The organism is Brevundimonas sp. T2-11 (assembly GCF_055397675.1).
On sequence record NZ_AP027920.1, the window covers coordinates 1,204,678 to 1,230,583 of the forward strand.

The following is a 25,906-nucleotide window of genomic DNA, read 5'->3' on the forward strand; positions in this document are numbered from 1 at the left end:
GGTTCCCACGTTACAGATACTTTATTTGCGTAACGGCCATGACCCGCTAAGCGGGACCGCTTGTAGTCGGGGAGATTGCGTCGCGTGTTTAAACGCCACTTTTTCATTATCGCGGCGGCGTGTCTGGTGGGGCTCATGGCCCTCGCAGCGGTCCTTAAGGTCACTCTCGCCGACGACAAGTCGGGAGGCGCCGGTCCTGGCGGTCGTGGCGGCGGGCGGGGTCAGGCTGTGGCCGAAGCGATCGCGGCGCCCCGCGAGTTCGCGGACCAGATCCGGGTGCTGGGCGTGGCCCGCAGCAAGCGATCGGTCAACATCACCTCGAACACGACCGAGCTGATCACGCGCGTCATGTTCACTGACGGTCAGCGGGTGGCCGCCGGCGCCCCCCTGGTCGAACTGCAGGCGCGCGAGGAGGATGCGGACCTGATCCAGGCGCGTGCGCAACTGGCCCAGGCTCAGCGCGAATACGACCGTTACAGGATCCTGGCCGAACGCGGCGTCGCGCCGCGCGTCACCGCCGAAACCGCTGAAACTGCGCTGCAGACGGCTCGCGCCGCCGTTGCGGCGTCCGAGGCTCGACGCGGCGATCGCGTGCTGCGCGCACCCTTCGCCGGCGTTCTGGGGCTGACGACGGTGACGCCGGGCACCTTGATCTCGCCCGGTTCCGTCATCACCACCCTGGACGACACCAGCGCCATTCGCGTCGATTTCCCCCTGCCGGAACGCTACCTGGGCGTTCTGGAGGTCGGCACGCCTCTGGTCGCCACGGCCGACGCCTATGCGGGCGAAACCTTCAACGGCCGCATCGCCCTTCTGGACACGCGGGTGAATGAACAGACGCGGGCCGTCATCGCCCGGGCCGAGTTCGCCAATCCCGGCGCCCGCATCCGTCCCGGCATGATGATGCGCGTCGCCGTGCAACAGGGCCGCCGTCAGAGCCTGTCGGTGCCCGAGGCCGCGGTCCAGTATGAAGGCCAGGGCGCCTTCGTCTATCGCATTGCGCGCGGAGAAAGCGGCCTGACCGCTCAGCGTGTCGAGGTGCAGGCCGGAGCTGTCGAGGGCGGCTTCGTCGAAATCCTGTCGGGCCTGGACAACAATGATCGTGTCGTCGCGTCCGGCCTGAACCGCATCCAGCCGGGCGCGCCCGTCACGGTCGGCGGCGCGGCTCGGAAGGGCGGCGCGAGCGCGGCTCCGGCGGCTCGCCCATGATGTTGTCAGATGTTTCGGTCCGTCGCCCCGTCTTTGCGGCGGTGGGGGCCATCGTCCTTTGCGTCATTGGTCTGGCGGCCTTCTTCTTCCTGCCGGTGCGTGAACTGCCGGACGTCGATCCGCCCATCGTCTCGGTCAACACCAGCTACGCCGGCGCCTCGGCCGAGGTGATCGAGAGCCGGATCACCGAGCCGATCGAGCAGCAGATCGCCGGCATCCAGGGCGTCGAACGCATCAACTCGACCAGCCGCGACGGCCGTTCCAGCGTCAACATCGAGTTCTCGCTGGACCGCAACATCGACGACGCCGCCAATGACGTGCGCGACCGGGTCTCGCGCGTGCAGGGACGTCTGCCGGATCAGGCTGACCCGCCGGAAGTGGCCAAGGCCGACTCCGACAGTCAGCCGATCATGATCATGTTCCTGCGGTCCACGACCATGAACCGCATGGAGCTGACGGATTACGCTGATCGCTATCTGGTGGACCGCTTCGCCACCGTGCCCGGCGTGGCCCAGGTCAATATCTTCGGCGAGCAACGCTACGCCATGCGGATCTGGCTGGACGCCGCCGCCATGGCCGCGCGCGGTCTGACGGTCGCCGATGTCGAAACCGCGCTGACCAACCAGAACGTCGAGCTGCCCGCCGGCTCGCTGGAGTCGGCGCAGAAGGACTATACGGTTCGCGTGGCCCGCACCTATTCGCGGCCCGCCGACTTCGCCCAACTGCCGATCGGCACGCGCGGATCGGCTTCGACGGCCACGGGCGCGCAAAGTTCGGGCACTCTGGCGGCCGCCACAACGGCCATGACCAACGGCGTGACGGGCGCTCTTCTCGGCAACGCCGCCTATGTCACGCGTCTGGGCGATATCGCCCGTATCGAAGAGGCCCCGGCCGAAGATCGCCGCCTGTTCCGTGGCAACGGCGTCGATCAGATCGGTCTGGCCATTACGCGTCAGGCCCAGTCCAACGACCTGGCCATTTCCGAGGGCGCGCGCGCGCTGATGGAGCAGGTCACGCCGACCTTGCCGCCCGGCACGACGCTGGAGGTCGGGTCCGACAACTCGGTCTTCACCTCACACGCCATCGACGAGGTCTGGATCACCATCGGCATTTCGATGGCGCTGGTGGCCCTGGTCAACTTCATCTTCCTGGGCAGCCTGCGGGCGGCGATCATCCCTTCGGTGGTGGCGCCCATCTGCCTGCTGGCGACCTTCATCGTCCTGGCGCCCCTGGGCTTCTCGCTGAACCTGCTGACCCTGCTGGCCCTCGTGCTGGCCATCGGTCTGGTGGTCGATGACGCCATCGTCGTCGTCGAGAACATCCAGCGGCGTCTGGACCACGGCGAGCCGCCGCTGATCGCCGCCGAGCGCGGCGCGCGTCAGGTCTTCTTCGCCGTCGTGGCGACGACTGTGGTCCTGCTGTCGGTGTTCGCACCCCTGCTGTTCCTGCCGGGATACGTCGGCCGTCTGTTCGTCGAGCTGGCGGCGGCCATCGCTGCGGCCGTGGCCTTCTCGGCCTTCCTGGCGCTCAGCCTGTCGCCCATGCTGGCGTCGAAGATCCTGAAGCCGGCTCACACCGGCGGCTGGGTGGCGCGTCACGTCGACCGGGCCATGGATGCGCTGAAGAACTCCTACGCCAACTCTCTGGACGCCCTGCTGGGCCGTCGCATCGCCGTGGGCGGAGTGGTGGGCCTGATCGTTCTGGTCGCGGCCGGGGCGACGGGCATCTTCCTCCACCTGCCCAATGAACTGGTGCCGAACGAGGACCGGGGCCGCGTGACCCTGCGCATCGCCGGCCCGGAAGGCGCGGGCTTCGACTATACGCGCAAGATCATGCTGGGCCTGGAGCCCATCCTGGCCGAGTACCGGGACAGCGGCGAGGCGGCCAACTTCCTGATCTCCGCGCCCGGTTTCGGCGGTTCGGGCTTCAGCTCGGGCAGCGCGGTTCTGAATTTGGCCGACTGGTCCGAGCGCGAGCGTTCGGCGGACGAGATCGCTCAGGAGCTGAACGGCAAGCTGCGCGGCCAGACCGACGCCCAGGTCAACGCCTCCACTCCCGGCGCCTTCCAGCGCGGCGGCGGCAACTCCAACTCGGTCGAGATGATCGTGACGGGATCGGAATACGGCCCGCTCTACAACTGGCTGCAGCCCATTCTGGCGGCGGCGCTCGAGAACCCGGGTCTGTCGCGACCGCGTCTCAATTATGAGCCGAACGCCCCGCGTCTGCTGGTGGATGTCGATCCGCAGAAGGCCGCCGCTCTCGGCGTGTCGTCGCAGCAGATCGGCCGCGCGCTCGAGACCATGTTCGGGTCGCGCCGCGCGACGACCTACATCAAGGGCGGTCAGGAATACGACGTCATCCTGCAGACCGACCGCGAGAACCGGCGCGGCGTGGCGGACCTGGAGGCCCTCTATGTCTCGACCGGCGCGGGCCAACTGGTGCCGCTGTCGGCGGTGGTCACGACCCAGACGTCCGGCGACACGCCTGATCGTCGCCGTCTGGACCGTCAGCGGGCCATCACCCTGCAGGCCGACCTGAACCCCGGCACCACCATCGACGACGCCGTGGCCTTCCTCAACGCCGAGGTCGCCAAGCAGCCGCAAGGTCTGGCCACCATCCGCTGGGGCGGCGCCGCACGCGATCAGCAGGAGGCGGGCAGCGCCGTGGGTTGGGCCTTCGCCCTGGCCCTGTTGCTGGTCTTCCTGGTGCTGGCGGCCCAGTTCGAGAGCTGGATCACCCCGGCGGTCATCATGCTGACCGTGCCCCTGGCGGCGGCGGGCGGGCTGTTCGGCCTGTTGATGGCGGGCTCCAGCCTGAACATCTACAGTCAGATCGGCCTGATCATCCTGATCGGGGTGGCGGCCAAGAACGGCATCCTGATCGTCGAGTTCGCCAACCAGCTTCGGGATCAGGGGCGGACGATCCGCGAGGCGATCATCGAGTCCTCTTCGCTTCGCCTGCGCCCGATCATCATGACCTCGATCGCCACGGCCTTCGGCGCCCTGCCGCTGGTGCTGTGGCAAGGCGCGGGCGCCGGCAGCCGCCAGACCATCGGCGTGGTCATTTTCACCGGGGCGATGTTCGCCACCATGCTGACCCTGTTCGTGGTGCCGGTCATCTATGGCGTGCTGGCGCGCTTCACCCGGTCGCCGGAATACACGGCTCGCAAGATCGAGGAGTGGGAGGCCCAGGAGATCGCCGACGGCAAGACCCCAGACATGAGCCCGGGTTAGGTCTGCTCTGGTCTAACGATCAGGAAGCGGGGGTCGTCGCGGCAGCGGCGGCCTCTGTCGTTTCCGGCTTGTAGCCCGTCTCCACCTTCAGGAAGGCGATGACGTCGCGGCGGTCCGTGGCGTCGCGCAGGCCAGCGAAGGTCATCTTGTTGCCGGGCAGGAAGGTCCGGGGGTTTTCCAGCCAGTGATCCAGTTTTTCGGCGTCCCAGGTGAAGCCGGCCGACCGCAGGGCGTGGGAGTAGCTGTACTTGTCCAGGGCCCCGGCCTGGCGCCCGAAGACCCCGTAGAGGTTCGGTCCAGCCATGTTGGGGCCGCCCGGCGTAATGGTGTGGCACGAGCGGCAACGGGCGAAGGCGCGACGGCCGTTCTCCAGATCGCCGTCGTTGTAGGGGGCGGGCAGGGCGGCCAGCATGGCCGTTTTCTCCGCATCCGTCAGAGCCGGGGGCGGCGGCGCCTTGGGCGCTTCATCGGCGGCGGGCGTGGAGGCGTCTCCGCAGGCGCCGAGGGCCAGGGGAGCGATAAGGGCGGCGGACAGGGCGAGAAGGCTGCGCATGACGGCCTTCATAGGCCATGCCGCCAGGATCGCCGATGGGCATTTGGTCTCAGCGTCGACGGTTATCATTACTGGACGCAGGGTCTTCGCGCCTGATAATCGCTGTCAACAAATGTGAGCGGCGCCGGGCGCCGTCGTAATGAGCGCCATGACCGACACCATCAAACTCAGCCAGGCCCGACGCGGCGACCGCGGCGTCATCGTTCAGGTCGGCGCCCACTGCCACCATCTGGACCATGAGATCGAGCTGGAGCGCCGCCTGCTGGAGCTGGGCTTTGTCGAGGGCGCGCGCGTCGAGCTGCTGCACGAAGGTCTGTTCGGGCGTGATCCCATCGCCATGAAGGTGGACGACATGCGCGTGGCCCTGCGTCGGCACGAGGCCGCCAGCCTGACCATCCGTCTGGATGGAGGAAAAGCCTGATGGATGTGGCCGTTCGAACCGCCCGCGTCGCCCTGGTCGGCAATCCCAACAGCGGCAAGACCGCCCTGTTCAACGCCCTGACCGGCGCGCATCAGAAGGTCGCCAACTACGCCGGCGTCACGGTGGAACGCAAAGAGGGGCGCATCCACGCCGCCGACGGCCGCACCCTGTCGGTGCTGGACCTGCCGGGCACCTATTCGCTGCGCGCCCGCAGCCTGGACGAGGAGGTCACCCGCGACGCCGTGCTCGGCGCCTTGCCGGGCGAGACCCCGCCGGACGTTGTGGTCTGCGTCGCCGACGCCACCAACCTGCGTCTGGTGCTGCGGCTGGCGCTGGAGCTGAAGCAGGTCGGGCGGCCCATGGTGCTGGCGCTCAACATGTTCGACATCGCCCAGCGTCAGGGCCTGCGCATCGACCTGGAGAAGCTGTCGGCCGAGATCGGCGCCCCCGTGGTCACCACGGTCGCCACGCGCAAGCGCGGGATCACTGAACTGGTCGCCGCGGTCCAGGCCCAGGCCGATCAGGCCGTGGGCGAGACCCGCAGCGAATGGCACGCCCCGTCCGCCGCCGAAATCCGCGACGCCCACCGCGAGGCCGAGCGCATCATGAAGGCTTGCGTCCGCCCGCCCGAGCGGCCCGACACCCTGACCGGCAAGATCGACAGCGTCCTGCTGCATCCCGTCGCCGGTCTGGTCATCCTGCTGGGCATCCTGTTCGTCATGTTCCAGGCCGTCTTCACCTGGGCCACGCCCGCGATGGACGGCATCGAGGCCTTCTTCGCCCTGGTCGGCGGCTGGGTGGCCACGGTCCTGCCGGATCAAGGCTTCACCGGCCTGCTGCAGAGCCTGATCGTCGATGGTCTGATCGGCGGGGTCGGCAGCGTCCTGGTCTTCCTGCCGCAGATCCTGATCATCTTCCTGTTCATCATCGTGCTGGAAGACTTCGGCTACATGGCCCGGGCGGCCTTCCTGATGGACAAGATCATGGGCGGGGCGGGGCTGCACGGCCGGGCCTTCATCCCCCTGCTGTCCAGCTTCGCCTGCGCCATTCCCGGCATTATGGCGACGCGGGTGATCGAGGCGAAGCGCGACCGGCTGACCACCATCCTGATCGCGCCGCTGATGACCTGCTCGGCGCGCATCCCCGTCTACACCCTGATCATCGCGGCCTTCATCCCCAACGAAACCGTCTGGGGCTGGGCCAGCCTGCAGGGCCTGGTGATGTTCGGCCTCTATGCGGCGGGCATCGTCAGCGCGCTTCTGGTCTCGCTGGTGATCCGTCGGGTCTTCTGGCGCGGCGCCGTCGAGCCCTTCATGATGGAACTGCCCGCCTACAAGATCCCCGACATCAAGAGCGTCCTGTTCAATCTGTGGCTGCGGGCCAAGATCTTCATCCGCCGCGCGGGCAAGATCATCCTGCCGCTGATGGTCATCGTCTGGGCCTTGTCGACCTTCCCCTATCCGCCGGAAGGGGCGACGGGACCGGCCATCGACTATTCCTTCGCCGGCATGATCGGCAAGGCGCTGGAGCCCGTCTTCGCCCCCATCGGCTTCAGCTGGCAGATGGTGGTGGCCCTGGTGCCCGGCATGGCCGCGCGCGAGGTCGCCGTGGCGGTCCTGGGCACGGTCTATTCCATCGCCGGCGCGGAAGAAAACGTCGGCGCCCTGGCCTCGGTCCTGTCGGCCGACTGGTCGCTGGCCACGGGTCTGGCCTTCCTGGCCTGGTACGTCTTCGCGCCGCAATGCCTGCCCACCCTGGGCGTGGTCCGTCGCGAGACCGGCTCGATGAAGTGGACCATGATCATGGTCGGCTATCTGTTCGGCCTCGCCTATCTGGCGGCCTTCATCGTCTATCACGTCGCCGTGGCGCTGGGCGGGGGCTGAGCCAGATATCTCCTCCCCACCTCGTGGGGAGGGGGACCGCGAAGCGGTGTAGGGGCTTGGTTGAGCTTTGGCTCGCAGCGCCCCTCCGTCACATCGGCTTCGCCGCCGCGCCACCTCCCCACGAAGTGGGGAGGAAAAGTCAGCGCCCCGTCGTCAGTTTCACGACGATATGCGCCGTCGTATCGACAATGGCCTCGGGCGTGTCGGCGCGGCGCATCAGGGCGAAGCCGGCGGCGACGGACTCCACCAGATTGGCGGTCTCATAGGAGGTCAGGCGGGGGCTCAGGCCCTCAGGATGCATGCCGTTGGCCTTGGCCTGGGCGATGCGGCGCTCCAGCGCCAGGTGCAGACGCCGCATGCGCTTGATGCGGCTTTCGGCGAAGCCCGGCTCGCCCTTGTCGGCCAGCATGTGCTCGACCCGCAGCACCGGCCCGTGGTCGTTCCACAGGGCCAGGACCTCCAGCACATAGGCGCGCACGGATTCGAAGGCGCGGTCGGCGGTCCAGTCGGCGTGAATGTGCCGGGCCAGCCGCTGGAAGTCCTCGCCGGCCTCCTCGCACAGGATCAGCAGGCCTTCCTCGACCGACTTGAAATAGGTGTAGAAGGTCGGCGCCGAGACGCCTGCCGCCATCGCCACGTCGGCGGCGCGGATCTCGCCCAGGTGCTTGTGGTTCAGCAGCTCGCGCAGGGCGTCGAGAATGGCCCGGCGGGTCCGCGCCCCGCGCGTCCCGATCTTGTGGCCCAGCTTGTTGGTCGTCTCGGACATGGGAGGAGGCGGCCAGAAGAAGTGGTGCCGGATGCAGGATTTGAACCCGCGACCTTCGGTTTACAAAACCGCTGCACTACCACTGTGCTAATCCGGCGTTGCGGGCCTTATGCTGGTGGAATCGTCAGGACGCAAGCACAGTCCGACCATGCCGATGACGCCCTATCTCACGCCGATCCTTCTGCTGGCCCTGTCGAACGTCTTCATGACCTTCGCCTGGTACGGCCATCTGAAATTCGGCTCGAAGCCCTTGTGGATCGTGGTGATCCTGAGCTGGGGGATCGCCTTCTTCGAATACTGCCTGGCCGTGCCCGCCAATCGCATCGGTCATCAGGTCTATTCGGCGGCCGAGCTGAAGACCATGCAGGAGGTGATCACCCTGGTGGTCTTTGCCGTCTTCTCGGTGCTCTACCTTGGCGAGAAGCTGACCCTGAACCATCTGGTCGGCTTTGCGCTGATCGCGGGCGGGGCCTTCTTCATCTTCAAGGGGCCGTTGTAGTCAGTCCAGTTCGGCGGCGATCCGCGCGGCCAGGGCCTTGAGCTGTTCGGCGTCGGCCATGGGGGCATGGCCGTGGCCCTTCAGGGCGCGATCGGCCCAGCGCGGCACGATGTGGAAATGCAGGTGGAAGACGGTCTGGCCCCCGGCCTCGCCGTTGAACTGCATCAGGCTGAAACCCTCGGGCTTCAGCGCCTTCTCCACCGCGCGGGCTGTGCGCTGGACGGCGGCGGTCAGCTTGGCGAGGACTTCCGGCTCGATCTCCAGCAGGTTGCGGGCCGTCGAGGTCTTGGACACCACCAGGACATGACCCTCGGATTGGGGGAAGACGTCCATGAAGGCCAGGACGTCGTCGTCTTCCCACACCTTCACGCTGGGGATTTCGCCGCGCAGGATCCTGGCGAAGATGTTGTCGGGGTCGTAGGCGCCGTGAAGGCTCATGGGGAGGCTCCGTCAGAGGTGTCCACGGAAGGCTAGCAGGGCGGGGCGGATTTCGCACGGGAGCGAAAAGCGATCTGACGCACTATATGGTCAAGGTTCACGGAGATTGCTTTCCATGCTGCGTTTCATCGTTCAGGCGGTCGTCACCGCCCTTGGACTGTGGTTGTCGGCCAAGGTCGTGCCAGGGGTGGACTTCACCTCTACGGGATCATTGGTCGCGGCGGCGGTGATCCTCGGTCTGGTCAACGCCATCGTGCGGCCGATCATGGTGATCCTGACCCTGCCGCTGACCATCGTGACCCTGGGTCTGTTCCTGCTGGTGGTGAACGCGGCGATGATTGGACTGACGGCCTGGTTCCTGGGCGGTTTCTCGGTCAACGGTTTATGGGCCGGGATCGGGGCGGCTATCGTGACGGGGGGGGTCAGCTGGATCGCGGCCTCCCTGTTTGGCGAGGGCGAGCGGGCGCGCTGAATAAATCCGGGTAATATTGACGCGGATATTTTGCCCGGGTAAATCGTCGCGACCTCAAGGAGCTGATGATGCCCACTGAAACCTGCACCGCCTTTGCCGGAAATCGTCTGATCGCTTCGGGCGCGCCGTCTGAGGTCGTGGCGGCGGTCAAGGCGGCGCATGATGCGGGCGAGTCGGTCCTGATTTTTGACGACGCCGACGCCCGACCGATGGAGTTCGATCTGCGCGGCGATCTGGCGGCTGTGCTGGCGCGTCTGCCGGTCGAGGCTGTGGAGAAGCGCGGCCCGGGACGGCCCAGGCTGGGAGTCACGGCGCGCGAAGTCACCCTGTTGCCGCGTCACTGGGACTGGCTGGCGTCCCAGCCGGGCGGGGCTTCGGTCGCGCTGCGGAAGCTGGTCGAGAACGCTTTGCGCGCAGCCGAGGGGCCGGATCGCGTGCGCCGCAGTCGCGAGGCCGCCTATCGCTTCATGACCGCCATGGCCGGCGATCAGCCTGGCTATGAGGAGGCGACCCGGATGTTGTTCGCCGGCGACTGGGTCGCCTTTGACGCCGCGATCGAGGCCTGGCCGTCGGACGTGCGCGACTATGCCCGTCGGCTGGCCGAGGGAAGTTGGCGCAATGGTCGCGGCGCGATCTAGCTGGGGCGGATGACCATGCAGGTGACGCGACGTTCGCCCAGAGCCTCGCAGGCGGCCTCGGCCGAAGCCTGGGTCATGCCGGTGAAGCGCGAGCGATACCAGCCATCGGCGCTCTGAACATCGCGCTGCGCCTCGGTGAACTGGGTGCGGAATCGCCGGCTGACCTCGTTGAGCCAGTTGCGGGCCACGGTCTCGTCACGGAAGGCGCCGACCTGAACCGTCCAGCGTCCGGCGGGCGCGCGTGAGGCTTCACGTGTCGGTGAGCGGGCAGGGGCGGATGCGCGTCGCGACGTCGTGCTGCCGTTTAGCGAAGCGGTCAGGCTTTCGGGCGAGCGCGGAGTCTCCGCGCGCTGCGCTGGGGGCGTTGTGCGTGAGGTTGCGGCGCGGGCCGACGGCGGCGGCGTCACTTCGGTCGGCAGGTTTGCCGGCGGCGAGCCAGAGACATAGGCCACGGCGGTCGAGCCGACGCCTTCGCCGTCTTCATCAGAGACCGAGGCGTACTCGACCGGCGGATTGGGATCGGCGCTGATGCCGTAGCCGCGCTGTTCAAAGAAGGTCTGGGCGACCTGAATGCGCTCGCCCTGGCTGCGTCGGCGCTGGACCTCGAAGCCGGTGTCCATCAATTCTGCGACGTGGTCGTTGCGGGTCCGCGTCGAACGGCCGCCCATGACGATGGTGATGATCCGCTTGCCGTCGCGCACCGAGGAGGCAGCGAGATTGTAACCCGAGGCGTTGGTGAAGCCGGTCTTGATGCCGTCGTAGCCGCGACCGGTGGCCAGCAGGCCGTTGGTGTTCCGGTAGTCGCGGCCGTTGTAGTACCAGTCGTGCAGTCCGAGGTAGCGATAGTACTGCGGATAGTCGCGCATCACCGCACGGCTCAGGATGGACAGGTCGCGAGCAGTCGTCGCCTGGCGTGTGTCGGGCAGGCCGTTGGCGGTCGTGAACCGGGTGTGGTCCATGCCCAGTTCCCTGGCCTTGGCCGTCATGCGGGCGGTGAACTGGGCTTCGGAGCCGCCAATGTGTTCGGCCAGAACCACGGCCATGTCGTTGGCGCTACGGACGGCCGTGGCCTTCATGGCGTCGTCCAGGCTGATCGACTGACCGGCGGCCAGGCCCAGCTTGGAAGGCGGTTGTGAAGCGGCGCGCGGTGATACGGTCAGGTTGTCCGTCAGCTTGACCTTGCCGGATTCCAGGGCCTCGAAAACCAGATACAGGGTCATGACCTTGGTGATCGAGGCGGGGTAGCGCCGGGCGTCTGCGAAGCGTGAGAACAGCACCTCGCCCGAGGCGGCGTCGACCACGATGGAGGCGTAGCGCGAGTTGTCCGAGGACTGAGCGACCGGCGGGGGCGCGCCCAGGGCGGGCGTGAGGACCACGCCGCCCAGAACCAGGGCGGCCAGGAAGCGACGGCGGAATGCTGCGTTCATGGTCAATCTACTAGCCTCGTCACTGTGGCGCGAAGACGACCCTGATCACCGCGCTTTACAAAAGCTAACATCCGTCGCGGGGGTTTCGAGAGGGTTAACAAGGCGTCAACGGAGTTGTGATCGCGCCTGCGCGGGCAGGTGATCGGTGTTTATATGTTGCATCGCACAAAATTCACTTGAAGTCATTTCGCACTTGCACCATATGGCCATCGTCGCGATGGACCCGTTTGTCGCGAAACCCCTCATCGCTTCAGGAGAGTCCCCATGGCTGACGCCGCAGAGACTGTTAAGAAGACCGTCGAACAAACCACCGCCAAGGCGAAAGCCCAGGCTGAATCCATCCAGGCCGCTGGCGCCAAGGCTTTCCGCGAAGGCGTGGACAAGTCGGTCGCTTCGCTGACCGAGCTGAACGCTCACGGCAAGAAGAACCTCGAGGCCGTCGTCGAGTCGGCCGCCGCCGCCCAGAAGGGCGCCGAGGCTCTGTCGCAGGAAGCCATCGCCTTCTCGAAGAAGTCCTGGGAAGACGGCGTCGCCGCCGCACAGTCGATCAGCCAGGCCCGCTCGGTTCAGGAACTGGTCGAACTGCAGACCTCGTGGGCCAAGTCGGCCGCTGAGGCCTATCTGGCCCAGTTCGGCAAGACGACCGAGATCTTCACCGCCTCGGTGAAGGACAGCTTCAAGCCGATCAACGAGCGCGTCACCGCGACCGTCGAGAGCTTCCAGGCCGCCCGCTAAGCCGGACGATCTTCTGTAGCGTACAATCAGGCCCCGGCGGAAACGCCGGGGCCTTTTTTGCGTCCGGCGCCGCTCCGGGTGCGGCAAGTCGGCCGTTCACGCAACGCGTGACTGGACGCCTCTACAAATCAGGCCATCATCACCTATCTGATCCATCGACTCCCCCCGAAGACGGACAACGAATGCCTACCAGACGGCCAGGTGAACAAGGCGGAGGCGCAGGCGCCGCCGTCGTCACCGAGACAAAGCCGAAGCTTCAGCGGCCCTCGCTTTATCGAGTGCTGATCCTGAATGACGACTACACGCCGATGGAGTTCGTCATCTATGTGCTGGAACGGTTCTTCCAGAAGAGCCGGGAAGACGCGACCCGCATCATGCTGCATGTGCACCAGCATGGCGTCGGGGTCTGCGGCGTCTTCACCTACGAAGTGGCCGAAACCAAGGTCGCCCAGGTGGTTGAGACGGCGCGCCGTCACCAGCACCCTCTGCAATGCACGATGGAAAAAGACTGAGAGGATCTCCCATGCCCTCCTTTTCTCGTCCTCTCGAAGAGACCCTGCACCGCGCGGTCCACTATGCGAACGAGCGCCGGCACGAGTACGCCACGCTTGAGCACCTGCTGCTGGCCCTGATCGACGACACCGATGCGTCGGCGGTCATGACGGCCTGCAACGTTGATCTGGGCGCGCTGAAGACGGCGCTGACCCTCTATGTCGATAACGACCTGGCCGCCCTGGCCACGGCGGACGGCGACGACGCCAAGCCCACGGCCGGCTTCCAGCGCGTGATCCAGCGCGCCGTCATTCATGTCCAGTCGTCGGGCCGCGAAGAGGTGACGGGCGCCAATGTCCTGGTCGCTATCTTCTCGGAACGCGAAAGCCACGCCGCCTACTTCCTGCAAGAGCAGGACATGACGCGCTATGACGCGGTCAACTTCATCGCCCACGGCATCGCCAAGAAGCCGGGCGCGGCCGAGACCCGTCCCGCCAAGGGCTCGCCCGAGGAGGCCGAGGACGCCGCCGCCGTCAAATCGGGCGGAGAGGCGCTGGAGGCCTATTGCGTCGACCTGAACGAGAAGGCGCGACACGGCAAGATCGACCCCCTGATCGGCCGTCAGGCCGAGGTCGAGCGTTCAATCCAGATCCTGTGCCGCCGGACCAAGAACAATCCGTTGCTGGTCGGCGATCCTGGCGTCGGCAAGACCGCCATCGCCGAGGGCCTGGCCCGCAAGATCGTCAACGGCGAGGTGCCCGAGGTCCTGAAGGACGCCACCATCTACTCGCTCGACATGGGGGCGCTGCTGGCCGGCACCCGCTATCGCGGTGATTTCGAGGAGCGGCTGAAGCAGGTCGTCAAGGAACTGGAGACGCACGAGAACGCGGTCCTGTTCATCGACGAAATCCATACTGTGATCGGCGCCGGCGCGACGTCGGGCGGGGCGATGGACGCTTCCAACCTGCTGAAGCCGGCTCTGGCGTCCGGCAGCCTGCGGTGCATGGGCTCGACTACCTACAAGGAGTATCGCCAGCACTTCGAGAAGGACCGCGCCCTGGTGCGGCGCTTCCAGAAGATCGACGTCAACGAGCCGACGATCGAGGATACGGTGAAGATCCTCAAGGGACTGAAGACGACCTATGAGACGCACCACAAGCTGCGTTTCACCGACGCCGCCATCCGCACGGCGGTGGATCTGTCGGCGCGCTACATCACTGACCGCAAGCTGCCGGACAAGGCCATCGACGTGATCGACGAGGCGGGGGCGTCGCAGATGCTGCTGCCGGAATCGAGGCGCAAGAAGGTCATCGGCCAGAAGGAGGTCGAGGCCGTCATCGCCAAGATGGCCCGCATCCCGCCCAAGTCGGTCAGCAAGTCGGATACGGAATCCCTGCGCGAGCTGGAATCCGACCTGAAGCGCGTCGTCTACGGCCAGGAGCAGGCCATTGATCAGGTCTCGGCGGCGATGAAGCTGGCGCGGGCGGGTCTGCGCGACCCGAACAAGCCGATCGGCGCCTTCCTGTTCAGCGGTCCGACCGGTGTCGGCAAGACCGAGGTGGCCAAGCAACTCGCCGCCACCCTGGGCATCGAGATGCAGCGCTTCGACATGTCGGAATACATGGAGCGCCACACGGTCAGCCGTCTGATCGGCGCCCCTCCGGGCTATGTCGGCCACGACCAGGGCGGCCTGCTGACCGACGCTGTCGATCAGCACCCGCACTCGGTGGTCCTGCTGGACGAGATCGAGAAGGCCCACCCCGACGTCTACAACATCCTGCTGCAGGTGATGGACAACGGGACCCTGACCGACGCCGTGGGCAAGAAGGTCGACTTCAGGAACGTCATCCTGATCATGACCACCAACGCCGGGGCCGCCGACAACGCCCGGGCCTCCATCGGCTTCGGCCGGGGCAAGGTCGAAGGCGAGGACGACAAGGCCATCCAGCGCCTGTTCGCGCCGGAGTTCCGCAACCGCCTGGACGCCATCGTGGCCTTCAAGCCGCTGGGCGCCGAGACGATCCGTTCGGTGGTCGGCAAGTTCATGATGCAACTGGACGCCCAACTGGCGGACCGCAACATCACCATCGAACTGACCGACGAGGCGACCGACTGGCTGGCCAAGAACGGCTTCGACGAACTGTATGGCGCACGACCCCTGGCCCGCGTCATTCAGGAGCACATCAAGAAGCCCCTGGCCGACGACATCCTGTTCGGCCGTCTGACGCGCGGCGGACACGTCAAGGTCGAGCTGAAGGACGGCAAGATCGCCTTCGACATCACCCCGGCCAAGGGCGCGGCGGTGAAGGAAGAGGAAGAAGAAACGGCCTGATTTCGCTCAGGTTTGCATGCTGAGGCCCGGGCGGAAACGCCCGGGCCTTTTCTTTGGCGCGGGCAGAGGCGCATGGTCGCGCAAGGACGGAGGGGTAGATGACCGCAGTGCTGACGGAGCGACAGAAGAAGTGGTTCGCCACAGTCCAGGCCAATCTGGAAAAGAACACCGGCAAGCCGCTGGCCGACTGGGTGGCGATCATGAAGTCCTGCCCCGAGACCGCGCCGCGCGCCCAGGCGGCCTGGCTGAAGGCGACATATGGCGTGGGTCAGAACCACGCGGCGCAAATTCTCGACGCCTGTTGCCCCGCCGACGGCCCAGGCTGGGACGAGCCTGAGGCCCTGCGCGCGGCGCTGTGGAAGGATGCGGCCTCCCTGGCGATCCTGGAGGCGGTCGAGCGCGTCGCTGACGGCGTCGAAGACGTCATTTCGGGGCAACGCAAGGGCTACACGGCATTTTCGCGCAGCGTGCAGTTCGCAGCCATGCGCCCGTTGAAGGGCGGGCGGGCTTTGCTGGGATTGAAGCTGGCGCCGGAATTATCCTCGCGCCTGTCACCGTCGGCGCGACGTGAAAGCTGGTCCGAGCGGCTGACGGCGACGATCGAACTGGACGCCGCCGATCAGGTGGACGCGGTTGTCGGCCGCCTGTTCGCCCAGGCGGCCGACAACGGTTGAGACCTAGCGCCTGCGGCCCAGCGCGCCGAGAAGCACAGCCGCACCGGCCAGAATGCCGGTGGTCAGCAAGGGTTTGCGACGGGCGAAATCCAGACCCTTGCGGGCGGGCTCGCGCAGATCGGCGGGCGCCTTGTCCACCATGCCGTCCAGACCGTCGATGACGCGGCCATAGGCGTCCAGCGCCTTGCCCTTGACCTCGTTCAGCCTGCCCTCGACCTGCAGCTTGCTGTCGCCGGTCAGGCGGCCGAGGCCGCTCTGGGCCTTGCCCTTAAGTTCCGTCGCGACGCCTTCGATACGTTGATCGGTCATGGTGATCCCTGGATGTGAGTGAGGAGCCTCGTAGTCCTAGCGCCTGGCGTCCTGCCAGGTTCCAGCATCCAGTTGCAGCGAGAGCGAAGAGACTGAATTAGCCGCCCGGCGGAGTGTACTGGACGGAGCCGCTGGTCTGGGTGATGCCACGGGCCTCGATGGCGTGGGCTGCTTCAATGGCGTCCCATTGGGCGCGTGTGCGGCAAACGCGTTCTCGTCTGGATTGCAGGCGCGATTCCACGCCGTCGCGGCTACGGCAGACAAGACGCTCACGCGGTGCGGCCGGTTGCGCGGCGGCGGTTTCGGCGACGCGAGTCACGGCGACGGTTTCAGCCGCAGGAGCCTGATCTGAGGTTTGTCCCATCAACAGGGCCATAAGAACCAAGGGCAGCATCTTCTTTCCTTTGATAGCCAGGCGGCGACGATGGTTTGAAATTACGGGAAAGTCAAAGACCGTCGTTCGTTTACGGGGCGTGGCTGTGAAAGGCTTCGAAGGCGGCAAAAATCGACGTTGTCCCTTCGTGCCGCCGCCTCACGTCAACCTGGCGCCGCGATAGGGCGACAGATCCGCCCGCATGGTTTCCATTTCCGCCTCAACCGCCGGGCGCTCGTTGTCGAGGTAGCGGGCGACCGGATCACGCAGGGCCGGATCGGCGATCCAGTGGGCGGAATAGACGGGGGAGGGCAGATAGCCGCGGGCGATCTTGTGCTCGCCCTGGGCCCCGGCCTCGACGCGTGACAGGCCCCGGGCAATCGCGAAGTCGACAGCCTGATAATAGCAGAGCTCGAAATGGAGGAATGGCACATCCTCGAGCGCGCCCCACTGACGGCCGTAGAGGGCGTCGCGGCCGATGAAGTTCAGGGCGCCGGCGATGGGCGTCCCGTCGCGGAAGGCCATGACCAGGGCGATGCGGTCAGCCATGGTGGCGCCGACGCGGGCGAAGAAGTCCCGCGTCAGATAGGGCCGGCCCCACTTGCGGTCGCCGGTGTCCATGTAGAAGGCGAAGAAGGCGTCCCAATGGGCCTCGGTGATCTCGGCGCCGGTCAGGACGCGGATGTCGAGCCCAGCCTGGGCCTCGCGCCGTTCGCGCCGGATGGTCTTGCGCCGATTGGACGACAAGGCGGCCAGGAAGTCATCGAAGGTCTGATAGCCCTCGTTGCGCCAGATGAACTGGATGTCGCGGCGCGGCAGCAGGCCCGCCTCGGTCACGGCGCGCCATTCCGGCTCGGTCGGGAAGTTGATGTGCAGGGAGGAGACACCGAGCCGCTCGACCAGGGTCAGCGCGCCTTGCAGCAGGGCCTCGCGCACGGTGGCGGCGTCCGTGCCGGGCGCGTTCAGGAAACGCGGCCCCGTGGCGGGCGTGAAGGGCACGGCGCCCAGAAGCTTGGGGTAGTAGCGGCCGCCGGCGCGCTGATAGGCGTCGGCCCAGCTGTGATCGAAGACGTATTCGCCCTGGCTATGGCCCTTCAGATAGAGGGGCATGACGCCGATCACGGCGTCTTCGTCATGCAGGGACAGGTGACGCGCCGCCCAGCCCTGGGACGGGACGGCGCTGCCGGACGCCTCGCAGGCGTGCAGGAAGTCGTAGGAGACGAAGGGATCGCCGGTCGGGGCCGCGCAGGCGTCCCACGTGTCCCGGCCTATCGCGGCGATCCCGTCGTGGACCTGAAGCGTGAAGCTCACTTCACCTCGATGATGGCGTCGATTTCCACGGCGAAGCCGAGCGGCAGCTTGTAGACGCCGACGGCCGAGCGGGCGTGCTTGCCGGCGTCGCCGAAGACCTGGACCATCAGGTCCGAGCAGCCGTTGACGACGGCCGGGATGGCTTCGAAATCGGGGCCGGCCTGGACGAAGGCGCCCAGCTTGACGATGCGGACCACGCGATCCAGGTCGCCGTCGACGGCGGCGTTGATCTGGGCCAGCAGGTTGACGCCGCACAGACGGGCGGCCTCGGCGGCCTGTTCCGGCGTCACATCGACGCCGACGGTGCCCTTGACGCCGCCATTGGCGTCGTTCGACAGCTGGCCCGAGATCAGGACCTGGTTGCCGGTGCGGACATAGGAAACGTAGCTGGCGACCGGCTTGGCCGGCTCGGGCAGGGTGATGCCGAGTTCGGCGATGCGGGCGTGGATGCTCATGTCGGAGGCTCCGTTGAGGGGTTCGGGCGGGGTGTAGCGCGCCGGGCGGGCCACGTCATCCGGGCTTCTTGAGCGCGCGGCCCGCAACCACGGCGGCGGCTCCGAATTTCTCGCGCAGGGCGTCGATGGCGGTCTCGGTCTTCAGGGCGCGCGTCTCGGCGGTGGCGAACAGACCGGCGGGGGCGGCGCCCGCTTCAGCGATCTCGGCCAGGCCGATGCCGATCAGGCGATAGGGCTCGCCCAGTTCGGGCTTCAGCAGGTCGCGCCCGGCGGAAAACAGCACCCGCGCCGTCTGCACCGGCTCGGCCAGGGTGATGCGGCGGGTGACGATTTTGAAGTCGGCCTTGCGCAGTTTCAGCACCACGACGCGGCTGGCCACGCCGTCGCGGCGCGCCTTGGACGCCAGCTTCTCGCACAGGGGCCACAACTCGGCCTCCAGATCTTCGGCGTCGGTCAGGTCGTCGTTGAAGGTGGTCTCGGCGCTCATCCCACGCCGGTCGTGGTCGGGGCGTACCGGGCGGGCGTCGCGAGCGTGGCTCAGGTCGTAGAGGCGCAGGCCCGTCTCGCCGTAGCGCCGGACCAGATCCTTGACGTCGGCGGCGGCCAGATCGCCGACCGTGGCGAAGCCGTCGGACCTCAGGGTGCGCCCGAACACCGGCCCGACGCCGGGCAGGATGTTGACCGGGCGCGATGCCAGCAGGCTCTTGGCCTCGGCCGCGCCGATGACCGAAAAACCGCGCGGCTTGTCCAGTTCCGACGCGATCTTGGCCAGGAAGCGATTGGGAGCCAGGCCGATGGAGACGGTCAGGCCGGTCTCGTCTTCGATCCATTTCTGCAGGCGGATCAACTGAAAGGCGGGCGAGCCGCCGTTCAGGCGCTCGGTCCCGGCCAGGTCGATCCAGGCCTCGTCCAGCGACAGGGTCTGGACCAGGGGCGTCAGCCTGCCGACCGCGCCGAAGATGCGCTCGCTTTCGGCGACGTACTTGCGGAAGTCCGGCTTGATGACGACGGCGTCGGGGCAGGCCTTCAGAGCCTTGTACATGGGCATGGCTGAGCCGACGCCGTGCAGTCTCGCCACGTAGCAGGCGGTCGAGACCACGCCGCGCTTGCCGCCGCCGATGATGACCGGCTTGTCGCGCAGTTCAGGCCGGTCGCGCTTTTCCACCGAGGCGTAGAAGGCGTCGCAATCCAGATGGGCGATGGTCAGCTCGCCCAGTTCGTCATGGCTGATGACGCGGCGCGAGGCGCACGAAAGGCACCGCTCGACCTTGCGGTCGCCGGTCCACAGGCAGTCGCGGCAAACGGCCTTCAGGGCCAAATTGAACTCCGTCGGCGCTCAAGCAGTGCGAAGCCCGATAGCGCAATGAGAAATGGCAGCTTCACTTCAACTTAAGACTGCGCGGCCCAAGGTGCATCCGAAGAAGGCGAAAAGCCCTGCGCAACGGCGCAAATTTTTGGCGAAACAGCCGGGTGGCGGATGTCCAAGAAAGTCCTCATCGTCGAGGATAACGAGCTGAACATGAAGCTTTTTCATGATCTGCTCGATTCCCAGGGCTACGAGACCCTGCAGACCCGTGAAGGGCTGCAGGCGCTTGCCATTGCCCGCCAGCATCGCCCCGACCTGATCCTGATGGATATTCAGCTGCCGGAGATTTCCGGGCTGGAAGTGACCAAATGGCTCAAGGACGACGAGGAGCTGAACCATATCCCTGTCATCGCTGTTACAGCCTTCGCCATGAAGGGCGATGAGGAGCGGATCAGGCAGGGTGGTTGCGAGGCCTATATCTCCAAGCCCATTTCGGTGGTGTCGTTTCTCGAGACGATCCGCAAGCATCTGGGGTAGGGCGGCATGAGCGCGCGTATCCTGGTGGTGGACGACGTCGAGACCAATGTCCGACTGCTCGAAGCCAAGCTGACGATTGAATACTATGACGTTCTGACCTGCGGGGACGGGCTGACGGCCATCGCCCTGGCGACGTCTGAACAGCCGGACCTGATCCTTCTTGATGTCATGATGCCCGGCATGGACGGGTTCGAGACCTGTCGTCGGCTGAAGGACGACGCCAGGACACGCCATATCCCGGTGGTGCTGGTGACGGCGCTGGACGGGCGGCATGACCGGATCAAGGGGCTGGAATCCGGCGCCGATGACTTCCTGACCAAGCCTCTGGACGACGTGATCCTGATGGCGCGGGTCAAGAGCCTGACGCGTCTGAAGATGGTCATGGACGAGTTGCGCGAGCGCGAGGAGAGCGGGCGGCGCGTCGGCGTCGACACCGCCGGCGTGGCGCGGCTGAAGGGTTCGGGCGGGCGCGTTCTGGTGGTGGACGACAACGTCCTGCAGGCTGCGAAGGTGGCGCAGGAACTGGCGCTGGAGCACCGCCCCTTGATCGAAGCCGATCCCGTCGCGGCGCTGGAGGCGGCGCGCGGACCGGTTGACCTGATGATCGTCAATGTGACCTCGGACGGCTTTGACGGACTGCGCCTGATCGCCCAGGCGCGTTCCAAGGAGCCGACGCGGCGGCTGCCGATCCTGGCCCTGGTCGATTCGCAGGACCGGCCCCGGCTGCTGAAGGCGCTGGAGTTGGGGGCCAATGATCTTCTGACCCGGCCGGTGGACCCGGAGGAGCTGTCGGCGCGTGTGCGGACCCAGGTGCGGCGCAAGCGTTATGGCGACTTCCTGCGCGAGAAACTGGATCACAGCCTGGAGATGGCTGTCACGGACGCCCTGACCGGGCTGCATAACCGTCGCTATATGTCGAACCAGCTGCAGGCGCTGGTGGCGCGCACCAATCGCGGCGGCGAGCCGGTGGCGGTGCTGGTTCTCGACATCGACCACTTCAAGGCCGTGAACGACGGCTTCGGTCACGACGCCGGCGACGAGGTGCTGCGCGAATTCTCGGTGCGGCTGGCCACGAATGTGCGCGCCGTTGACCTGCCGTGCCGATTCGGCGGCGAGGAGTTCGTGGTCGTCATGCCCGGTACGACGCTGGAGGACGCCCATCGAATCGCCGAGCGGATCCGGCGCGACGTGGGCGCGGCGCCCTTCCGTGTCATGGACGGCAAGGCGCATCTGAACATCACCGTCTCGGTGGGCGTGGCCGCTACCATGGGAGCCGACGACACGCCCGAGGCCCTGCTGAAACGCGCGGACGAGGGGGTCTATGAGGCCAAGGCGTCGGGGCGGAACAAGGTCGTCGCCCGCGCGGCCTGACAGGGCGATCCTGTTGATCACGCAACGAAAAACGCCCGGCTGAAAAGCCGGGCGTTTCGAATTCTGCAGTCAAGCGAACCCGGGGGTTCGAGCCGTCAAGGGCCTTACTTGATCTTGCCTTCCTTGAACTCGACGTGCTTGCGGACGACCGGGTCGTACTTCTTGACGACCATCTTTTCGGTCATCGTACGAGCGTTCTTCTTGGTCACGTAGAAGAAGCCGGTGTCAGCGGTGGAGTTCAGGCGGATCTTGATGGAAGCCGGTTTGGCCATCGGAATTACCTTTGCGACGGCGAAAGCCGCATGAAACGAGAGGCGCGGAACATACTCAGGCGCTGACCAAAGTCAACGCCCGCGATGTCGCGTTGAGGAAAGGCTCCTAAAGGTTAGGGTGACGAAATGAAAGCCCTGACCTCGATCGCCCTTGCGGCCGCCGCCCTGACCCTGTCGTCCTTGCCCGTCGTCGCGCGCGCCGACACGCCCCAGGACGCCTTCTTCAAGAATCTGAGCGCCCTGTGCGGCCAGAGATTCGAGGGCAAGGTGGTCACCACGGATTCCGCCGATTCGGATTTCGCCAGCCAGAGGCTGTTGATGCATGTGCGTGACTGTTCTGCCGAAGAGATTCGCATTCCCTTCTGGGTCGGCGCCGATCGGTCACGGACCTGGGTGGTGAAGCGCACGGCCACGGGCTTGCGGCTGAAGCATGATCATCGCCACGATGACGGCACGACCGACACCCTGCACTGGTACGGCGGGGACACGGCGGGCGCCGGCACGGCCGAACGGCAGGAATTCCCGGTGGATCAGGAATCCATCGACCTGTTCAACGCCAACAACGCCTCGGTCTCGACCACCAATGTCTGGGCGATGGAGATCCATCCCCGGCACATGTTCGCCTATGAGCTGCGCCGTCCGAACCGTCATTTCCGCGTCGAGTTCGATCTGACCAGGCCCGTCGCGCAGTAGGGCCTAGAGAGCTTTCCACGGCGCCAGCGGGCGGACGGTGGCGCAGGCCGGACCGCCGTCCTTGGCTCGACCCGGCAGGCGAGCTTCCAGAATGCGGCCCTGGCGGGCGGCCTCCAGCAGGTCTGCGGGGATGTCGTGGACGTCGATCTTGGCGCGACGGCTCCATGCCGCGTCGGAAAAGCCCGCATGGGTTCCGATGCCGATATAGACGAAGCGACGCGTCGGCCCCTCGCGCCGCACGAAGGGGCCGGTCAGGCGGTTGTCGTCGTTCAGGACGACGGGCGCGTCCAGCGATAGCGGGGCTTCGGTTGCGGTCATGGCGTCGACCGGCTCGCCCTCCTTGCCCTGCAGGCTGTAGCAGACGCCCGGCACAGGGTTCTCGATGGTCAGGCGCAGAAGGATGGTCTGCCTGGCCATGGCCTCAGTCCTGATGTTCGACGACGTGACGGCCACGCACCATGCGCACGAAGGGCAGGGGGCGGTCGGGATGGCTCAGCCGCTCGGCCACCTCGCCCAGGACGAAGCGGGTGATGGCGGGCAGGTCCAGGCTCTGCGCCTCGTCCAGTGGCAGCCAGGCGATCTCGTCCAGTTCGCCTGATCCCTCGATCCGGTCGGGATCGCGCAGGGCCTCGACCGGGGCCATGAAGAAACGGGCGTCGAAGCGGCGGGTGCGCCCCGGCGGCGTGATGGCGCGGGCCACATAGGACAGGACCGACAGGTCGGGCAGGGCGCCTGCCTGACGATAGTCCCGCCACGGCCCGGCGACGGAGGCGGACGGCGCGGTTCGGCCCAGGATCAGTCCGGTTTCCTCAAAGGTTTCGCGCACGGCGGTCAGGGCCAGGGCGCGGGCGCGGCGGGCAGGCATTTCCGCCTCCAGCCGCCGGGCTACGTCCGACGACAGTTCGCCGGTCGAGGCGGCGGTGAAGTCGGACCGGTCGATGCGCCCGCCGGGAAAGACCCACTTCGAGGCCATGAAGACGTGACCCGGCGCGCGGCGGCCCATCAGGACTTCCGGCCGCTCTGCGCCCCGCGTCAGGATCAGGGTGGCGGCGTCCTTGGGCCGCTGAGCGCCGCCGGTGCGCGGGGCGTCGGCCAGGTCCTGAGCGGCGTCGAAGGGGGCGGCGGGCTTCACCGGCGCTTGCCCTTGCGCACCCCCTTCAAGCCGCCCGACGGCTTGCCGCCGTTGCGCGGCTTGGGACCGCCGGGGCGGCCTTTTCCGCGCATCGGCGGGCGGTCGCCGCCGCGTCCACGGACGCCGTAGCGCGGGGCCGGAGCATTGGGATCGCGCGGTTCAGGGTCGGACAGCATCTCCAGCACCAGACCGCCGGTGACCGGCGTGGCCTCGGCCAGACGAACCTCGACGCGGCGGCCCAGGGTGTAGCGCTGGCCCGTGCGCTCGCCGATCAGGGCATGGGCGCGATCGTCGTGGGTGAAATACTCATGGCCCAGCGAGGATACGGGGACCAGACCGTCGGCGCCCGTCTCGTCCAGCCGGATGAAGAGGCCGAAGCGCGTCACGCCGGTGATGCGCCCGGTGAAGGTCGCGCCGACGTGGTCTTCCAGGAAGGCGGCGATGTAGCGGTCCATGGCGTCGCGTTCGGCGGCCATCGAGCGACGCTCGGTCTCGGTGACGTGCTCGGCGATGCCTTCCAGTTCGGCGATCTCGCGGTCCGTCAGCCCGTCCGAGCCCAGGTTCAGGCCGCGGATCAGGCCCCGGTGCACGATCAGGTCGGAATAGCGGCGGATCGGCGAGGTGAAGTGGGCGTAGCGGTCCAGATGCAGGCCGAAGTGGCCGACGTTGTCCGGCGAATAGACCGCCTGCATCTGGGTGCGCAGGACCACCTCGTTGACGACCTCGGCGTGGGGGCCGTCGCGCATCTCGTCCAGCAGCTTGTTGAAGCGCTTGGTGGTCGGCGCCTCGCCCTTGTTCCAGGGCTTGCCGATGGTGTGCAGGAAGTCGGCCAGGTTGAAGATCTTCTCCTGGCTGGGCGTTTCGTGGACGCGATAGATCAGGGGCGTGCGCGTCCTCTCCAGCGTCTCGGCGGCGCAGACGTTGGCCTGGATCATCATTTCCTCGATCAGGCGGTGGGCCTCCAGCGATTTGCGCGGCTCGATGGCGGCGATGCCGCCGCCGGGGGCCATGATGACGCGCCGCTCGGGGCTCTCGATGGCCAGGGGGCTGCGGCGCTCGCGGCCCTTCAGCATGGTCGAATAGGCGTTCCACAAGGGATAGAGGATGGCGTCCATGATCGGACCCGTCACGTCGTCCTGCTGACCGTCGATGGCGGCCTGGGCCTGTTCATAGCTGAGCTTGGCGTGCGACCGCATCAGGCCGCGCATGAACTTGTGCCCGGTCTTCTTGCCGTCCTTGTCGAAGATCATGCGCACGGCCATGCAGGCGCGGTTTTCGCCCTGCTTCAGACTGCACAGGCCGTTGGACAGGACTTCCGGCAGCATCGGCTCGACGCGGTCGGGGAAGTAGGTCGAGTTGCCCTTGTCGCGCGCCTCGCGGTCCAGGGCAGAGCCTGGGCGGACGTAGGCGGCGACATCGGCGATGGCGACCCAGACGATCCAGCCGTCGGCGTTCTTCGGATCGGTGTCGCGCTCGGCGTAGACGGCGTCGTCGTGGTCGCGGGCGTCGGCCGGGTCAATGGTGATGAAGGGCACCTCACGCAGGTCCTCGCGGCCCTTCAGCGTCGGCAGGGCCTGATCTTCGGCCTCGCGCTCGACCAGGTCCGAGAAGCCGGTCGGCAGGCCGTGGGCGTGGATGGCGATGATCGAGGCGGCGCGGGGATCGTCCTCGCGGCCGATGGACTCGAGGATCTTTCCGCGCTTGGGACCGTAACGGTGGTCGCCCTTTTCGATCGAGGCCAGCACCAGATCGCCGTCGCGCAGGTCGCCCGCCACCGCCGAGGGGATCAGCAGGACGTCCTTGGAGCGTTTGTCGACCGGCTCGACGCGGGTTTCCCGCGCCGACTTGCGGATCACGCCCAGGACGCGGTTGGTTCCGGCGTCCAGCCGTTTGACCAGGCGCGCCTCCCAGCCCTCGGCCCCGCGCGCGAACTTGACCAGCAGGCGGTCGCCCAGACCGGGCGCAGGCGTCTTGCCCTCGCGGTCGGGCAGCAGCAGGGCGCGCGGCGCGTCGTCCCCGCCCTTGACCAGTTCGACATAAAGCTCGCCGTCCGCGTCGCGATCCACCACGTCGACCACGCCGACGGGGGGCAGGGCGCCGGCCTCGGAAAAACCCTTGCGGCCGCGCTTGCCCAGGGCGCCTTCGGCCTCCAGCGTCTTCAGCATTTCGCGCAGCTGGCGGCGTTCGACGCCCTTCAATCCGAAGGCGCGGGCGATGTCGGCCTTCTCGGCCTCGCCCGCCTCGCGCAGGAAGGCCAGCAGGGTGTCTTTATCGGGCAGGCCCGCGGCGGGGCGTTTCGGCGTCTTGGTCATTGCGTCCTATGTAATGCGCTTCGGGCCAAATGGGTGAAAACTTGCGTGAGTTGACCAAGTGCG

General features: G+C 66.9%; 27 protein-coding genes and 1 tRNA gene. 14 read left to right on the top strand and 14 right to left on the bottom strand.

Features of this window, described 5'->3' with window-relative positions:
• Positions 1–84: 84 nt before the first annotated feature.
• Complete coding sequence (locus ACZ5XO_RS06060; RefSeq protein ID WP_464164379.1) at positions 85–1,209, top strand: efflux RND transporter periplasmic adaptor subunit; 1,125 nt, start codon at positions 85–87, stop codon at positions 1,207–1,209.
• Positions 1,209–4,442: an efflux RND transporter permease subunit gene (locus ACZ5XO_RS06065; RefSeq protein ID WP_464164872.1), complete on the top strand. Its 3,234-nt coding sequence runs from the start codon at positions 1,209–1,211 to the stop codon at positions 4,440–4,442. The genes ACZ5XO_RS06060 and ACZ5XO_RS06065 overlap by 1 nt, the downstream gene beginning before the upstream one ends.
• A gap of 19 nt (positions 4,443–4,461) precedes the next feature.
• On the opposite strand, the gene ACZ5XO_RS06070 is transcribed toward ACZ5XO_RS06065, so the two are convergent.
• Positions 4,462–4,995, bottom strand: coding sequence for a c-type cytochrome (locus ACZ5XO_RS06070; protein WP_464164380.1), 534 nt, complete (start codon positions 4,993–4,995; stop codon positions 4,462–4,464).
• Between the two features lie 148 nt (positions 4,996–5,143).
• Between ACZ5XO_RS06070 and ACZ5XO_RS06075 the strand changes: the two genes are divergently transcribed.
• Positions 5,144–5,416 carry a FeoA family protein gene (locus tag ACZ5XO_RS06075; protein WP_464164381.1) on the top strand — a complete coding sequence of 91 codons (273 nt, stop codon included), beginning with the start codon at positions 5,144–5,146 and terminating at the stop codon, positions 5,414–5,416.
• Positions 5,416–7,299: a ferrous iron transporter B gene (gene feoB, locus ACZ5XO_RS06080; protein ID WP_464164382.1), complete on the top strand. Its 1,884-nt coding sequence runs from the start codon at positions 5,416–5,418 to the stop codon at positions 7,297–7,299. The genes ACZ5XO_RS06075 and feoB overlap by 1 nt, the downstream gene beginning before the upstream one ends.
• A gap of 139 nt (positions 7,300–7,438) precedes the next feature.
• Here feoB and ACZ5XO_RS06085 read toward each other — a convergent pair whose 3' ends face one another.
• Positions 7,439–8,065, bottom strand: a complete 627-nt coding sequence (locus ACZ5XO_RS06085) for a TetR/AcrR family transcriptional regulator (protein WP_464164383.1) — start codon at positions 8,063–8,065, stop codon at positions 7,439–7,441.
• Positions 8,066–8,087: 22 nt separating this feature from the next.
• A tRNA-Thr gene (locus tag ACZ5XO_RS06090) sits at positions 8,088–8,162 on the bottom strand.
• A 51-nt stretch (positions 8,163–8,213) separates the two neighbouring features.
• Here ACZ5XO_RS06090 and ACZ5XO_RS06095 point away from each other — a divergent pair.
• On the top strand, positions 8,214–8,564 hold the full coding sequence (locus tag ACZ5XO_RS06095; RefSeq protein WP_464164873.1) for a DMT family protein: 351 nt from the start codon (positions 8,214–8,216) through the stop codon (positions 8,562–8,564).
• On the opposite strand, the gene ACZ5XO_RS06100 is transcribed toward ACZ5XO_RS06095, so the two are convergent.
• Positions 8,565–9,002 carry an HIT family protein gene (locus ACZ5XO_RS06100; protein WP_464164384.1) on the bottom strand — a complete coding sequence of 146 codons (438 nt, stop codon included), beginning with the start codon at positions 9,000–9,002 and terminating at the stop codon, positions 8,565–8,567.
• Positions 9,003–9,117: 115 nt separating this feature from the next.
• Here ACZ5XO_RS06100 and ACZ5XO_RS06105 point away from each other — a divergent pair, with 115 nt between their 5' ends.
• Both ACZ5XO_RS06105 and ACZ5XO_RS06110 read left to right on the top strand, forming a co-directional pair.
• On the top strand, positions 9,118–9,474 hold the full coding sequence (locus tag ACZ5XO_RS06105; protein ID WP_464164385.1) for a phage holin family protein: 357 nt from the start codon (positions 9,118–9,120) through the stop codon (positions 9,472–9,474).
• 68 nt (positions 9,475–9,542) lie between these two features.
• Positions 9,543–10,112: a DUF2239 family protein gene (locus tag ACZ5XO_RS06110; RefSeq protein WP_464164386.1), complete on the top strand. Its 570-nt coding sequence runs from the start codon at positions 9,543–9,545 to the stop codon at positions 10,110–10,112.
• Here the strand turns inward: ACZ5XO_RS06110 and ACZ5XO_RS06115 are convergent.
• On the bottom strand, positions 10,109–11,539 hold the full coding sequence (locus tag ACZ5XO_RS06115; protein ID WP_464164387.1) for a serine hydrolase: 1,431 nt from the start codon (positions 11,537–11,539) through the stop codon (positions 10,109–10,111). The genes ACZ5XO_RS06110 and ACZ5XO_RS06115 overlap by 4 nt on opposite strands.
• A gap of 264 nt (positions 11,540–11,803) precedes the next feature.
• Between ACZ5XO_RS06115 and ACZ5XO_RS06120 the strand changes: the two genes are divergently transcribed.
• The 4 genes from ACZ5XO_RS06120 (at position 11,804) to ACZ5XO_RS06135 (ending at position 15,772) form a co-directional block, all read left to right on the top strand.
• Entirely contained in the window at positions 11,804–12,274 is a 471-nt protein-coding gene (locus tag ACZ5XO_RS06120) for a phasin family protein (RefSeq protein ID WP_207826524.1), read from the top strand.
• Between the two features lie 182 nt (positions 12,275–12,456).
• Positions 12,457–12,786: an ATP-dependent Clp protease adapter ClpS gene (gene clpS / locus ACZ5XO_RS06125; protein ID WP_105564763.1), complete on the top strand. Its 330-nt coding sequence runs from the start codon at positions 12,457–12,459 to the stop codon at positions 12,784–12,786.
• Between the two features lie 11 nt (positions 12,787–12,797).
• A complete protein-coding gene (gene clpA, locus ACZ5XO_RS06130) occupies positions 12,798–15,098 on the top strand; it encodes an ATP-dependent Clp protease ATP-binding subunit ClpA (RefSeq protein ID WP_464164388.1) in 2,301 nt (766 codons plus the stop codon).
• Positions 15,099–15,196: 98 nt separating this feature from the next.
• Entirely contained in the window at positions 15,197–15,772 is a 576-nt protein-coding gene (locus tag ACZ5XO_RS06135; RefSeq protein ID WP_464164389.1) for a DUF4287 domain-containing protein, read from the top strand.
• A gap of 3 nt (positions 15,773–15,775) precedes the next feature.
• Here the strand turns inward: ACZ5XO_RS06135 and ACZ5XO_RS06140 are convergent, their stop codons facing one another.
• From ACZ5XO_RS06140 to ACZ5XO_RS06160, 5 genes are all read right to left on the bottom strand, one after another.
• Positions 15,776–16,081: a CsbD family protein gene (locus ACZ5XO_RS06140; RefSeq protein WP_464164390.1), complete on the bottom strand. Its 306-nt coding sequence runs from the start codon at positions 16,079–16,081 to the stop codon at positions 15,776–15,778.
• A 97-nt stretch (positions 16,082–16,178) separates the two neighbouring features.
• Positions 16,179–16,475, bottom strand: coding sequence for a hypothetical protein (locus ACZ5XO_RS06145; protein ID WP_464164391.1), 297 nt, complete (start codon positions 16,473–16,475; stop codon positions 16,179–16,181).
• 138 nt (positions 16,476–16,613) lie between these two features.
• Positions 16,614–17,765, bottom strand: coding sequence for a GNAT family N-acetyltransferase (locus ACZ5XO_RS06150; RefSeq protein ID WP_464164392.1), 1,152 nt, complete (start codon positions 17,763–17,765; stop codon positions 16,614–16,616).
• Entirely contained in the window at positions 17,762–18,220 is a 459-nt protein-coding gene (locus ACZ5XO_RS06155) for a RidA family protein (RefSeq protein WP_464164393.1), read from the bottom strand. Before ACZ5XO_RS06155 ends, ACZ5XO_RS06150 begins: the two co-directional genes overlap by 4 nt.
• Before the next feature lie 55 nt (positions 18,221–18,275).
• A complete protein-coding gene (locus ACZ5XO_RS06160) occupies positions 18,276–19,538 on the bottom strand; it encodes a DNA polymerase IV (protein WP_464164394.1) in 1,263 nt (420 codons plus the stop codon).
• Positions 19,539–19,697: 159 nt separating this feature from the next.
• Between ACZ5XO_RS06160 and ACZ5XO_RS06165 the strand changes: the two genes are divergently transcribed.
• A complete protein-coding gene (locus ACZ5XO_RS06165; RefSeq protein WP_184273318.1) occupies positions 19,698–20,063 on the top strand; it encodes a response regulator in 366 nt (121 codons plus the stop codon).
• A 6-nt stretch (positions 20,064–20,069) separates the two neighbouring features.
• Positions 20,070–21,434, top strand: a complete 1,365-nt coding sequence (locus ACZ5XO_RS06170) for a PleD family two-component system response regulator (RefSeq protein WP_464164395.1) — start codon at positions 20,070–20,072, stop codon at positions 21,432–21,434.
• Between the two features lie 104 nt (positions 21,435–21,538).
• Here the strand turns inward: ACZ5XO_RS06170 and rpmG are convergent, their stop codons facing one another.
• Positions 21,539–21,706 carry a 50S ribosomal protein L33 gene (gene rpmG / locus ACZ5XO_RS06175; RefSeq protein WP_003164451.1) on the bottom strand — a complete coding sequence of 56 codons (168 nt, stop codon included), beginning with the start codon at positions 21,704–21,706 and terminating at the stop codon, positions 21,539–21,541.
• 126 nt (positions 21,707–21,832) lie between these two features.
• Here rpmG and ACZ5XO_RS06180 point away from each other — a divergent pair, with 126 nt between their 5' ends.
• Positions 21,833–22,399 carry a hypothetical protein gene (locus ACZ5XO_RS06180; RefSeq protein ID WP_464164396.1) on the top strand — a complete coding sequence of 189 codons (567 nt, stop codon included), beginning with the start codon at positions 21,833–21,835 and terminating at the stop codon, positions 22,397–22,399.
• Positions 22,400–22,402: 3 nt separating this feature from the next.
• On the opposite strand, the gene ACZ5XO_RS06185 is transcribed toward ACZ5XO_RS06180, so the two are convergent.
• The 3 genes from ACZ5XO_RS06185 to rnr are packed head-to-tail and all read right to left on the bottom strand — an operon-like array spanning position 22,403 to position 25,843.
• Positions 22,403–22,816 (bottom strand): DUF5990 family protein, encoded by a 414-nt coding sequence (locus ACZ5XO_RS06185; RefSeq protein WP_464164397.1) that lies wholly within the window; start codon positions 22,814–22,816, stop codon positions 22,403–22,405.
• Positions 22,817–22,820: 4 nt separating this feature from the next.
• A complete protein-coding gene (locus ACZ5XO_RS06190; RefSeq protein ID WP_464164398.1) occupies positions 22,821–23,531 on the bottom strand; it encodes an NUDIX hydrolase in 711 nt (236 codons plus the stop codon).
• On the bottom strand, positions 23,528–25,843 hold the full coding sequence (gene rnr / locus ACZ5XO_RS06195; protein ID WP_464164399.1) for a ribonuclease R: 2,316 nt from the start codon (positions 25,841–25,843) through the stop codon (positions 23,528–23,530). Before rnr ends, ACZ5XO_RS06190 begins: the two co-directional genes overlap by 4 nt.
• Between the last annotated feature and the right edge of the window lie 63 nt (positions 25,844–25,906).